8 protein-coding genes are annotated in these 12450 nt (G+C 71.1%); 3 read left to right on the top strand and 5 right to left on the bottom strand.

Annotated features, from left to right (window positions below):
* Positions 1 to 93: 93 nt before the first annotated feature.
* Together Aru02nite_RS22010 and Aru02nite_RS22005 are read right to left on the bottom strand one after the other, a co-directional pair.
* A complete protein-coding gene (locus tag Aru02nite_RS22010) occupies positions 94 to 459 on the bottom strand; it encodes a hypothetical protein (RefSeq protein ID WP_203660668.1) in 366 nt (121 codons plus the stop codon).
* Entirely contained in the window at positions 452 to 862 is a 411-nt protein-coding gene (locus Aru02nite_RS22005; protein WP_203660666.1) for a YbaB/EbfC family nucleoid-associated protein, read from the bottom strand. Before Aru02nite_RS22005 ends, Aru02nite_RS22010 begins: the two co-directional genes overlap by 8 nt.
* A 265-nt stretch (positions 863 to 1127) precedes the next feature.
* Between Aru02nite_RS22005 and Aru02nite_RS22000 the strand changes: the two genes are divergently transcribed.
* From Aru02nite_RS22000 to Aru02nite_RS21990, 3 genes are all read left to right on the top strand, one after another.
* Positions 1128 to 2333, top strand: coding sequence for a S8 family serine peptidase (locus Aru02nite_RS22000; protein WP_203660664.1), 1206 nt, complete (start codon positions 1128 to 1130; stop codon positions 2331 to 2333).
* 206 nt (positions 2334 to 2539) lie between these two features.
* The gene (locus Aru02nite_RS21995; protein WP_203660663.1) at positions 2540 to 3697 is read left to right on the top strand and encodes a type VII secretion protein EccE; all 1158 of its coding nucleotides are present in this window, start codon (positions 2540 to 2542) and stop codon (positions 3695 to 3697) included.
* Positions 3694 to 4722: a hypothetical protein gene (locus Aru02nite_RS21990; RefSeq protein WP_203660662.1), complete on the top strand. Its 1029-nt coding sequence runs from the start codon at positions 3694 to 3696 to the stop codon at positions 4720 to 4722. Before Aru02nite_RS21995 ends, Aru02nite_RS21990 begins: the two co-directional genes overlap by 4 nt.
* Before the next feature lie 367 nt (positions 4723 to 5089).
* Here Aru02nite_RS21990 and Aru02nite_RS21985 read toward each other — a convergent pair whose 3' ends face one another.
* From Aru02nite_RS21985 to eccCa, 3 genes are all read right to left on the bottom strand, one after another.
* On the bottom strand, positions 5090 to 7072 hold the full coding sequence (locus Aru02nite_RS21985; RefSeq protein ID WP_203660661.1) for a hypothetical protein: 1983 nt from the start codon (positions 7070 to 7072) through the stop codon (positions 5090 to 5092).
* A 28-nt stretch (positions 7073 to 7100) separates the two neighbouring features.
* Complete coding sequence (locus Aru02nite_RS21980; protein WP_203660660.1) at positions 7101 to 8162, bottom strand: hypothetical protein; 1062 nt, start codon at positions 8160 to 8162, stop codon at positions 7101 to 7103.
* A 104-nt stretch (positions 8163 to 8266) separates the two neighbouring features.
* A complete protein-coding gene (eccCa, locus tag Aru02nite_RS21975; RefSeq protein WP_203660659.1) occupies positions 8267 to 12235 on the bottom strand; it encodes a type VII secretion protein EccCa in 3969 nt (1322 codons plus the stop codon).
* Positions 12236 to 12450 lie beyond the last annotated feature (215 nt).

Here is a 12450-nt window from a genome sequence, read left to right as displayed (position 1 = left end):
GCACGGCACCTCCCACTTCTCATCGCCCTTCCATCAGAGATCGGGGCGGTTCACACCGCCCCGATCGTGTACGACTGGTTGTTGCCTGGACTGTCAGGCGTTCTTGGTCTCGGTGTGCACGCTGTGGATCGCCCGACCGCCTTCGGTGTCCTGGTCCGCGTAGTTCATCATGGCGTTCGCGTACACCTCGAGCAGCGCGTCGGCGTTCTTCGCCATCATCGTCAGGGCGCCCTTGTCATGGCCGCTGCCGAAGAGCAGGTTGCGCGCGGCGTCGTAGCCCTTGTCCCCACCACGGAACGTCGTGGTGAACTCGTCGGGCTCTCCCCACTTCTCGTGGTCCATGACCTTCGCGACCTTGGACATGATGTCGCCGTGCAGACTCGTCAAGTGGTCGCGGTACCCGGTTGCCTTGAGGGACAGGCGCTCCGCGCCCCCGACGACGTCGACGTACTCACCCATCGTTCTTCTCCTCCCGCTCACGCAGGTCCGCGTCGGTGCTGGTGAGGAACTTCGAGATGTCCATGCCGCCGATCCGGCCGAGACGCAGGTCGCTGGGCAGTGCCTTGTCCATCAGCTCCTGACCCTTGGCCATGGCCTCCTCGGCCGCGGCCCTGGTGGTGGCGACGATCGCGGCGGCCAACCCCTTCGAGTCGGGCTTACGGAACAGTCGCGGGTCGAGCTCCAGTTCGAGGAGCTGTCCGCGCGGGCCGACCACGGCCTTGATGAGCCCATCGCCGGACCAGGCCACGCCGGTGATCTTCATCGACTCGCTGTGGATGTCCTCCACCCGGCTGGAGGCGCCCTTCAGGTCCGCCAGCATGCCGCCGATGGCTTCCCAGTCCGCGCTCTTACGTTCCGTCACTGCACACCTCCCCACACCGGCCATCGTGCATCAGGCGGTCAAGAACCACATTCCATGACGCACGCCCACGCTGAGAGTACCCAGTCCTGCAAGGATTGCAGAGCATGATCTTGGGCGCCAGGAGGGGTACGGGCGGCGGCGGACGACCACTACCCTGATCGATGCGGCAGCGAACTGGCAAGGGGACACGATGACAGACCGTCGGCAGGGCCGAGTTCTACGGCGAGTGATCGCCGCCACTCTCAGCGTGCTTGCGATCGGGTCGGTGGCAGTTACCTCAGCGAGACCTGCCGACGCCGAGGAGCGATGCGTCGCCCCCGGAAAGACGTACAAGCCGTTGCCGTGGGCGCAGATGACCCTCGACCCGCAGCGCGTGTGGCCGTTCGCCACCGGCCGCGGGCAGACCGTCGCGGTGGTGGACACCGGCATCGACGGCAACCAGCCGCAACTGTCCGGGCGGGTGCTCACCGGTACCAACGTCGGCGACGGCAAGAGCGCCGGAAACAAGGACTGCGCGGGCCACGGTACGCAGGTCGCCGGGGTGATCGCGGCGAAGTCCAGTGCCGGAGTCGGCTTCCGGGGGATCGCGCCGGACGCCCGACTGCTGCCGGTCGCACTCACCGCCGCCAACCAGGTCCCGGACTCGAACGTGGATCCGAAGCTCCTGGCCAAGGGCATCACCTGGGCGGTCGGCCACGGCGCCACCATCGTCACCGTGCCGTACGCCACATACACGGACGATGCCGGGCTGAAGTCGGCGGTGGCGGCGGCGCACCGGCACGGTGTACTCGTGGTCGCAGCGACCGGAGACCTCGGCACCGAACAAAACCCCGTCCCCTATCCCGCCGCGTACCCGGGAGTTCTCGCTGTGGGCACGCTCGCCGCGGACGGGACGGTGTCGGAGAACTCCGGCAGCGGCGAGTTCGTAGGGCTGGTCGCGCCGGGCGCGTCCGTGGTGACCACGCAGGCCGGGTCCGGGATGGTCCTGGTCGACGGGTCCGCGTTCGCCGCCGGCTTCGCCAGCGCCGTCGCCGCGCTGGCCTGGAGCCACAAGCCCGACCTCAGCGTCGACGAGCTGGTACACCGGCTGGAGGCCACGGCCGCGCCGGGCGGCGAGGCGGCCCCAGGCCGGCACTACGGGTGGGGCATCGCCGACCCGTACCAGGCGGTCGTCGGACGGACCGCCGACGGACCCGGCCGGGCGCTCCCCTCGGCGCCCGCCAAGCACATCGACAAGGCCGCCCAGATGCGCGCACACGCCTGGGCCACCAGCACCAACCTCGCGCTCATCGGCACCGGCTCCGGCATCGCCGCCGCGCTGCTGATCATCGCCGCGATGGTGTACCTGCCGCGTGGCCGGCGTCGCCGCTGGCGGGCCGGCCGGACAGCCGGGCCGTACGACGATCCCGAGGCCGACATGCCGTCCGTACCGGTGCACCTGTTCAAGGAACCGGAAGCCGACAGGTCCTGACGCCGGACAGCCGGCCGGACGCTCGTGCTGCGCCACGAGCGTCCGTCTTCCCTACCATGTGACGTGAGCGACGACGCCGGCATGCGGCGGCGTGGAGCCGAGAGGGGTGCGGCACGGCGATGGCCAGCAACCAGTCACCGCCGCCGGGTGTACGCGGGAGCGCACGCATCGGCGCCGATCCCGTGGCAGCCCGGCAACCACCGCTGATGCGCACGCGTCGCCGGTCCGGCCGGATCGGCGGCGTCAGCGTCCTCCAGCTGCTCTTGGCCGAGGGCGTACTCGTGGCCGTGGCGCTGGTCTTCGTGCGCCACCCGCTCGTCGGCGCGATCGCGATCGTGCTCGGCGTCCTGCTGCTCATCCTCGCGTTCGGGCGCAGCGGCGGCCGGTGGTGGACCGAGATCCTGGCGTTGCGCTGGCAGTTCCGGCGCCGCCGTTCGGCGCGCCGGGTGCCGGCCGAGGACATGCGACTGACCGCGCTGCGCGCGTTGGCACCCGACCTCGTCGTACGGGAGCGCGTGTTGCAGGGTGACCAGGACCGGATCGGCGTGGGGCAGGACGGCGCGGGCTGGTTCGCCGCCGCCGCCGTCCTTCCGCCCGCCGGGATCCGCGCCCAGGCCCCGGCGCCGTTGCCCGTGGACAAGCTGGTCGAGGTCCTGACGGAGGCCGGCCAGCCCGGCACCGTACTGCAGGTCGTGACGCACACCGTGCCGGCGCCGGGGATGCTCGTCGCCGGCCCCGCGTACGCGGACTCGTACCGGGAGCTGGTGTCCCTCGCCGGCGAGGCGCCGCCGCAGGAACAGGCGCTCTGGGTGGCGGTACGCGCGGACGCGCAGAGCCTGGCGCGCACCGTGGTGGACGGCGCGACCGCCGACGACGTACCGACGCTGGTCGCGACGCTCGCCCGGCGGGCCACCAAGCTGCTGCGGCGCGACGGCTTCCGCGCCTCGCTGCTCAGCCCGGACGAGCTGGTCGACGCGCTGGTCACCTCCGCAGGGCTCGACGAGTACGACCCACACCACTCCACCGCGCGGGAGGAGTGGACCGCCTGGCACGCCAACGGCCTGGCACACGCGACCTTCTGGGTACGATCCTGGCCCGGCCTGTCCGCGGCCAGTTCGATGCTGGAACGACTCGCGGCCACACCGGCGTCCTTCACCAGCGTCACGCTGATCCTGGAACCCCAGGGCCAGGAAACCACCCTGCGATGCCTCGTCCGGGTCGCCGCACCCGCGGAGGTACTCGCCATGTCGTGCCAGACGCTGGAGGCCGCTGCCCGGCAGTACGGGGCCGAGCTGTTCCGGCTCGACGGTGAGCAGGCACCCGCCGCGTACACGTCGGCACCGAGCGGCGGAGGCGCCCGATGACCACACCCGCCCCGGACAGCGGCTCCGCGCCGCAACAACCGCCGACCGCTCCCGTACTCGGGGCTCCCGCGCCCGCCACCGAGCAGCGGCCCGACCGGACCGCCCGGCCCGAGCAGCAGGCCGAGGAAGCCACCGACGGCCGCGGAACCGTCCTCGGCCAGCAGTCGGCCGACGCCGCGTCCGGTGCCCGCACCGCCGCGCAGGCCACCGCCGACCCGCTCGCCGCCGCGGCACCGCAGGCGCCGCCGCACCCGCCGACGTTCACCGAAACGCCGCAGGCCGGCAAGATCTACTCCGCCGGCACCCTGCCCCGGGACGGCAAGGAGCCGCCCGCCCCGAAGGCGCGACCGTTCTCGCCCCTGCACATCGGCGCGCACGTCGTGAACGACACGGCCGTCGCCGAGATCCGACCCACCGCCGCGCGCAGCGGCCTCGTCCTCGGCATCGACCAGCAGCGTCAGCCCGTCACCGTACGGCTGTTCCGGCCGGAACCGACCCGTGTCGTCCTCGTCGGCGGGCTCTGGGCGACCCACCTGCTCATCCTGCGCGCGCTGTCGGTCGGGGCGCGGGTCGCCGTGTTCACCTCCCGGCCCGAGGTCTGGCAGGGCTTCAGCCAGTGGGCCACCGGCGACTCACGCCAGGTCGCCGTACTGCCCCCCACCCAGTACCTCACCGTGCCGGCCGGCCGCCGGGCGCCCGCGCTCCTCGTGTACGACGAGGGCCCCACCGGCGCGACCCAACCACTGACACCCACCGGCTGGCAGACGCGGCTGACCGTGCTCCCCGAGCTCACCTCGTACGGGTTCGCCACCGTCCAAGAGGCCGACCTCGTCGCGGTGCAGCGGCTCACCCGGTCCGAGACCGACGCCGCCGGTTCGGTGATCGGTCTGCCCGCGGAGACCACGGGCCTGCTACCGACCTTGCGCGACGACATGCTCGCGCTGCTCGGCGGCGACGGCGCACAGTACGTCTGGCTGTGCCCCACCACGGTGGAACAGCAGCGACTCGGCGCCGCCCGCCGCTGACCGGGCTCGTTCGGCATCCTGGCCTGCGCCCGGCATCGGTGTCACGGGCTCGGAGGCGCCGAGACTGACGCGGCTGGATAAGGCGCTCGGCGCAGCGTGCGCGACCTCCCACCGGACCAGTTCGGGGAGCGGCGTTGCGCCCGCTCATATCACGCAGTCCGGAACGCCTACTCGGATCGCCCAGGTCGTCAGCTCGGCTGTCGACACGTGCAGCGGTCGGGATGGCCCCGTGGCAGGTCGCCAGCGCCGGACGGCCGCGCTGCGACTCGGAGTTGTCCGGTGCGACGCATCAGGCGGAACACCCGTGCGCCGCAGGGAAACGATGCTGGGTCGCGGTCGCGTTGCGGCGGACCACGACCCAGCCGTATCAGTGACCGCCGCCGAGCTTCGGCGCCGGCTCCGACCGGTACGCCGGCTCCTCCGACTGGGTCTCCCGGAGCACGGAGCCGCCTGGCGTCTCGACGCTGAACGCCTCCTCGTCGGTGACCACCCGCGCCGCTTCGTCCCGCCGCTCGGACTTGTCCTCGTTGCGTCGAGTCCTGCGCGCCGCGGCATCGGCCGAGACGCGAGGCGGGCCGCTGCGCTCGCTGACCGGCGAACCGGCCGTGGGTCGTCCAGTCGTGCCACGCAGCGACTCGGGCAACTCGGCGAGCCGGGATGCGGTCGGGTCGATGGGCAACTCGTTCGCGTCGAGCACCGGGTTCGTGGACGACTCCAGAGCCGACTGGGCACCCGCCCAATCCGTACCAGGAACCGGCGGCAGGCCGGAGCGCTTGTCCTTACGCTCGGGCTTGCGACCCGCCGCGGGCGGCTGCGCCCCACCGGCCGGCGGCACGTTGCTCCCCTTGTTGAGGACAGGCGGGGTCGCCCCGTTACGTGCACTGCGCGGTGGGCCTGCCGGCGTGCGCTCGGCGTCGGTACCCGCGATGCTCGGGCCGCGGTTGTTCAACACCGGTGCAGTCGCGCCCGGCGGCAGCGACTCACTCAGGTCCGAACCGGGCAGCGCGCCACGTGGCGGCTCGCCCGCGGCCGGGCGGCGGTTCTTGTTGCCGCCGAGCACCCCGGCGGGCGGCGTACGGCTCGCGTTGGGCCCCTCACCGCCCAGGCCGGGCGGCCGGGATCGGAGGCCGTTGGCGTTGCGGCCCATCGACGATGGCGACACCGGTGGCGTGCGGCCGACGCCGCCGCTGCCACCACCAAGACCGGGACTGTCCGGCGCGCTGCCGGGGCCCTTGCCGCCGAGTACGCCGTTGCGCATGCCGGGTGGATTGCTCACCGATGCGTTGCGTGCCGAGGTGGGGCTCGGTGGCGCGGCCGGGTTCGGTCGCTGACCGCCGAGCACACCACGGCCGCCGCCCGGTGCGGTCGGCGGTGGCGCCACGGTCGGTGCGGTCCTCGCGAAGGGCGTCGGTGCCGGCGCTGGCGCCGTGGGCGGCGGCGCTGGAGCGGGAGTCGGCGCGGGCGCCTGCCGGAACTCCTTGCTGAGCGGCGGCGGCTGCTTCGGGTTCGGAGCTGGGGCCGGGGCCGGCGCGGGTGCCGGAGCCGGCGCAGGAGCGGGGGCCGGCGCGGGTGCGGGGGCAGGAGCAGGAGCCGGCGCGGGAGCCGGACCGGCCCCGATCGTCGGGAAGGCCGGGTGGTTCGGCTGGTTGAGCACCGTGTCCGGCGGCAGGAACGCCGGACCGTACCCCGAGCTCATCTTGCTGATGGCGTCGAAGTAGTCGTTGCCCATGTTGTAGGCCAGCTGCTGGGCCTTGATCGTGTATTCCTTCTTCTTCTCGTTGATGGCGTCGATGTGGTCCTGCTTCTCGTCCGGCCCGAAGCCCAACGTGAACGCGCTGGCGTAGTCCTTCAGCGGGTCGGTCCACTTGAAGCCGGCAGCGTCCTTGACCGCGTTGTTGTAGTCGGTCCAGAGCTGCTTCATCTCGCCCTGGCGCTGCTTGATGACGTTGACCAGGTGCCGCAGTGCGGTCACGTTGTTGCCGATGGCCTCGTTCCACGCGTCGAGGTTGGCGAGGACCTTGCCGGGCCCGTACTTCATGAAGGCGTCGCGGGCCTTGCCCGCCTTCCACGCCTCGTTGTAGAGCTGGTTGGACTGCGCGTACAGCTCCCGATGGAAGTGACTGAGCAACTCCTGCGCGTTCTGCCACTGGTCGGCGAGCGCAGCCACGTGCGCCGGCTTCTCCCCCATGATCTGGAGGTAGAGCGCCTCGATCGACGTGCCGCTGCCGTCGGTGCTGGCCGGGCCGGTGAACTCCAGGTCGGACAGGTACTGCGAACTGTCCAGGTACGACCCGCCGCCCTGCGGTCCTCCTCCGATCGGGTCCGCAGAGGCGCCCCAGTAGTCACTCATCGCGCAAGCCTCCCCGCCGCCCTCACGCCTACTTGACCGACTTGATCGCCCCGGGTACTGGGGACTCGGGCCGCTCCGGCGTCGGCGCGTCGGCACCCACGTGCAGGGTCTCGCCGTCGTGCTTCTTGCCGTCACTGCTCCACGTGCTGTGCGTCGTCGAGGTGCTGCCGTCCGAGTTGGTGGTGACCGCGTTGGCGGAGACGGGCTTGCCGTCCTTGTCGTTCTCCGTCGTGGTCACCGTCTGGCTGCCGTCGGCGTTCTGCGTGTGCGTGACCGACTCGCTCCCGGTCACCGTCTCCTTCGGGTGGTCGCTGAAGGGATCCGTGACGGTGGTCGTGGTCGTCGTCGTGTCGTAGAGGTTGGTGAAGCGCCGGCTCTCCTTGGTCTGCGTGGCGTGGCCGTTCTTGTCGATGAGCGTGGTGACGATCGTCCCGTCGGGCTGCGTGGTCACCGTGCGGTGGTTGCCCATCTGGTCGGTGAAGTAGTGGTTGACAGTGCCGTCCGGGCTGGTGCTGCTGCCGGTCTCCGACCACTCGGACAGCTCGGGTGCCTTCTCCGCGTCGTTGGCCGCCGGGCTGTTGAGCTGCTCGACGTAGGCGTCCATCCAGCTCTTCACCTTGAAGCCCGCCGGAAGACCGTCGGGTCGGGCGGCACCAGGCTGGACGGTCGCGAAGTTGACCGCGTCGAGGGTGACGGCGCTGAAGTCGTCCTCGCCGCCGACGCTGTCCTTCATCGTCTGCAGCATCATCCGGATGTTCTCGACGGACGCCTCGAAGAACGCCGCGGCCTGGTTGAAGTTGGCCTCGTCGAACATGATCAACTTCATCGCGGCGACGCCGTCCTTGAAGCCCTTGGTACCGAGGCCCTGCCGGGGCAGGTCACGCAGGGGCGGAAGGACCTGGTTCTTGCCGTTGGTGAAGTTGTCCTTGACGATCCCGAGGTTCGAGATGACGTCGTGGACGCCGTCGGGATGGAGATCGACGTCCTTCTCGCCCGCATCGAACCCGTCGGACCGGATGCGGCCGTCCTCATCGCGCTTGACGATGAGGTTCTGGCTGGTCTCGGTCCCGTAAGGATTCGGCTCGCCCACGACCCCTCCAAGCGTCTCGACAGGTGCCTGTCAGGCCGCGCCTCCGGCCAGCCCTCTGTGTGATCGAGAGTAGTCGGAGGCGGCAAGAACGAAAACCCGATCTTCTACTGGTCCGGTGGCAGCCATGCGAGCTGGACCATCTGGGCACCGTGCCGGCGGGTCACGAACCAGCCCCGGCCAGGCGGGAGGATCTGCGGCCGGACGTTGCCCAACAGCGGCCCCTCGTCCCGCGGCCCGGACATCACGATGCCGGGCGAGGCCACGTCACGTATCCGGCTGATCACAGGATCGAACATCGCCCGGGACGCTCCACCCGCCCGCCGGGTCACGAGTACGTGCAGGCCGATGTCCCGGCCCTGCGCCAGGAACTCCAGCAGCGGCGCCACCGGGTTGGTCCCGCCGGTGGCCACTAGGTCGTAGTCGTCGATCAGGACGTACAGCTCGGGGCCGCGCCACCAGCTCCGGTTCCGTAGCTCCTCGGCTGTGATGTTCGGGCCGGGCAGGCGGTCCCGCATCGCGGCCACGACCTGCCGGATGAGGTCCGAAGTGGACTCGGCGGACGAGCCCAGGCCGATCAGGTGGTCGCCGCTCACCGAGCCGAGCAGGCTGCGGCGGTAGTCGACCATGATGATCCGCGCCTCGTCCGGCGTGTACCGCTGCGTGATGCCGCGCGCGACCGTACGCAGGAACGTGCTCTTGCCGGACTCGACGTCGCCGAACAGCAGGAAGTGCGGGTCGGCCGTCATGTCCAGGTAGACCGGCTGCAGGTCGGTCTCGGCGATACCGATCGGCACGCCCTGCCGGCCGTCGGAACCCGGCGCCGGCAGCGACGAGTACGGCAGCTCGTCGGGCAGCAGACGCACCTGCGGCGCGGGCGGAGCCTGCCAGTCGTTACGCATCTGTTGGACGAACTTCATCACGCCGTCGGACAGGTTCGTCGCGTCCTGCTGGCCGTCGATGCGCGGCAGGCCGACCAGGAAGTGCATCGCGTCCGGTGTCAGACCGCGGCCGGGCGTCTGCTCCGGCACGTTCAGCGCGGCCCGGCGGTTGATGGCCGAGTCGCTCGGGTCGCCGAGCCGCAGCTCCAGCTTGGTGCCGAAGCTGTCCCGTACCGCGGGGCGCAGCTCCATCCACCGGTTGCACGTGACGATGACGTGCACGCCGTACCCGAGGCCCTGGTTGACGATCTCGGTGACCGTCGGCATCAGCGACTCGAACTCGGTGTTGAGCGTGGCCCACCCGTCGATCACGAGGAACACGTCGCCGAACGGGTCGTTGCCGAACCGGCCCTGCCGCTTGGCCTCGCGGTACGCGGCCATTCCCTCGACGCTGTTGTCGGCGAAGAGCTGTTCGCGCTCGGACATCAGCCCGCGGACCTCGGCGATGGTGCGGCGGACCTGGTCCAGGTCGCGGCGGTTGGCCACGCCGCCGACGTGCGGCAGCGAACGCAACGCGGCGAGCGTGCCGCCACCGAAGTCGAGGCAGTAGAACTGGGCCTCGCGCGGGGTGTGGGTGAGCGCCACGCTGCCGAGCAGGGTACGGATCGCGGTGCTCTTACCGCTCTGCGGACCGCCGGTGACCGCCACGTTTCCGCCGGCGCCGGCGAGATCCAGCCACAGCAGGTCACGGCGCTGCTCAAACGGCTTGTCGACGATACCGACGACGCCGGCGAGCCCGCCCTGCAGCTCCGGGTTGCTCGTACCGAGGCCGCGCTGCGGGCTGCTGACGATCGGCGAGAGCATCTGGTCCAGCGTCGGCGGCTCGTCCAGCGGCGGCAGCCAGACCTGGTGCGCCGGGACGCCCTGGCCCTCCATCCGGGCCACCATCACGTCGAGCAGGGTCTCGCCGACCTCCTCGTCGTCCGGCTTCACGGCCTTGGCCGCCGCGTCGGGATCCTCCCGAACCTGCGGCGCGTGGTAGAAGCTCGAGTACGCCTGGACGGGGTCGACGGGGCGGCCCTCGGTGTCGCGCCGGGTCCGGATCCCCTTGTGGTACACGCCGGACACGTACGCGGCCTTGAACCGCACCATGCCCTCGGTACCCATCTTCAGGTAGCCGTGGCCGGGTGAGCGGGGCAGCTCGTACGCGTCGGGGGTGCCGAGCACGACGCGGCTCTCCATCGCCGAGAACGTCCGCAACCCGATCCGGTACGACAGGTGGGTCTCCAGGCCGCGCAGCCGGCCCTCCTCCAGCCGTTGGGACGCCAGCAGCAGGTGTACGCCCAGCGACCGGCCGACCCGGCCGATCTGCACGAACATGTCGATGAAGTCGGGCTTCGCGGTCAGCAGCTCGGAGAACTCGTCACAGATGATCAGCAGGCTCGGCAACGGCGACAGCGGCACGCCGGCCGCCCGCGCCCGCTCGTAGTCCCGCTGCGAGGCGTAGTTTCCGGCCTTCCGCAGCAGCTCCTGCCGGCGGATCAGCTCACCCTGGATCGCGTCGAGCATCCGGTCGACCAGGGAGAGCTCGTCGGCGAGGTTGGTGATGACCGCGCTGGTGTGCGGAAGCCGGTCCAGCGTGGTGAACGTGGCGCCACCCTTGAAGTCCACCAGTACGAAGTTGAGCACCTCGGAGCTGTGCGTCACCGCGAGCGCGAGTACCAGCGTCCGGAGCAGCTCGGACTTGCCGGAACCGGTCGCGCCGACCAGCAGGCCGTGCGGGCCCATGCCGTCCTGCGCCGACTCCTTCAGGTCCAGATCCACCGGCCGGCCGTCCGGTCCGACACCGATCGAGACCCGCAGCCGGTCGCGGGTCGGCCGCGGCACCCACGTGTTGGCCAGATCCAGCTCGTACGGGTCGCCCAGCTCCAACAGCTCGGCGAGACCCAGCTCGTTGCTCAGCGGCTGGTCGCTGCGCGAGGCCACGGACAGCCGCAGCGCGGAGAGCTGGCGCGCCAGGCCCTCCGACTCGGGCAGCCCGAGGGTGTCCGCGTGCCCGATCGTGTCGTGCCCGTCGATCGTCGTACTGGACAGGGTGCCGTCCGGCGCGAGGTCCAGCACCAGCGTCGACTGGTCGAGTACGCGAGGCGGCGGGTCGGTCAGGTTGAGGATGGTGACACCCTCCATGCCACCCTCGGTCATCAGGTGGTCCGAGCCCGCCACGTCACCGCCGTCGATGATGGCGAACAGGTGCGGGCCACCGACCAGGGATCCGTTGGGGTCGAAGCGACTCCGGGACGACAGCACGTCACCGAGCATCGCTTCGAGCGCGGTCACCGACGGCGTCACGAGGCGGAGCTGGCCGACCGCGTCGGTCTTCTCCGGGTGCAGCGCGTGCGGCAGCCACTTGACCCACTCCCACTCGCGCCGGCGGTCGTCGCCGGTGCAGCAGGCCAGCAGCGCGTCGTCCGGCGCGTGGAACGTCACGTACTGCGCGATCATCGCCCGGACCAGACCGCGCACGTCGTGCTCGGCGCCGCGCAGGTAGATGCGCGAGAAACCCTTGAGCGCCACGGCGACCGGCAGGTCCGGCACGATCGAGTACGTGGTGACGAAGCGGCGCAGCGCGGCGGCGCACAGCGGCTCCAGCTCGTCCACCGGACGGGTCTGCGGGGGGACGAGCGGGGTCGCGATCTCCTGCGGCCCCACGCCGATCCGGATGATGGCGAAGTCCCAGTCGCGGACCCGCCGCTCCCACAACCTGGTACTCCCGATCGCCGACCACAGCGTGTCGGGCGTCGGATGCCGGTAGTGCATGGCCTCCTGCTGCTGCCGGATCGTCTGGCGCACCTGCGCCCGGATCTGGCTCAGCTGCCGCATGTACTGCCGGCGGGCCTCGATCATTTCCTTCTTGCTCTTGCCGCCACCCTGGCTGACCAGCATCATGCCGAGCATGCCGAGCACGGACACGCCGTACATGCCGCCGGCGAGGTAGCGCAGCGGACCGCCACTGCCAGCACCGATGAGCAGACCCATGGCCGCCGTACCGGCGAACATGGGCAGGATCATCAGCATCCTGGTCCAGTTCTTGCCGGTGGGCTGCGGTGCCTCCGGCGGCGGTTCGAGAATCACCTCGCCGGCCGGCAGTTCGGGCGCGGGGCGGCGGGCCGGGCGCTTGATGATCGTCGTGCCCACGTTTCCTCTACTTCCTCGCTCGGCCTTCCGCGGTGGAATGACCGCGCGCAGGATCGTCGGACTCACGCTCCGCGCATCCTGCGCGCGCAGCGAAGAACGGCATGCTTCGTCACCCTAGGCACGGGCGCCCGGCGGCACACAGCCCGGGTCACGGGCGCTGACTATCGTAGGCGCGTGCTTGCTAAGTTGAGGCCCGCGGGCGCGCCTGGCGGGCG

The sequence above is a fragment of the Actinocatenispora rupis genome (genome assembly GCF_016861975.1).
Lineage (GTDB): Bacteria > Actinomycetota > Actinomycetes > Mycobacteriales > Micromonosporaceae > Actinocatenispora > Actinocatenispora rupis.
Note: the sequence above shows the minus strand (reverse complement) of the source record. Positions and strands in the feature narration are given on the sequence as shown.

What these genes read in the sequence shown, in the direction of transcription:
- Aru02nite_RS22010 (WP_203660668.1), bottom strand. Translation starts at nt 459, where the DNA reads ATGGGTGAGTACGTCGACGTCGTCGGGGGCGCGGAGCGCCTGTCCCTC.
- Aru02nite_RS21995 (WP_203660663.1), top strand. Translation starts at nt 2,540, where the DNA reads ATGCGCACGCGTCGCCGGTCCGGCCGGATCGGCGGCGTCAGCGTCCTC.
- Aru02nite_RS21985 (WP_203660661.1), bottom strand. Translation starts at nt 7,072, where the DNA reads ATGAGTGACTACTGGGGCGCCTCTGCGGACCCGATCGGAGGAGGACCG.
- Aru02nite_RS21990 (WP_203660662.1), top strand. Translation starts at nt 3,694, where the DNA reads ATGACCACACCCGCCCCGGACAGCGGCTCCGCGCCGCAACAACCGCCG.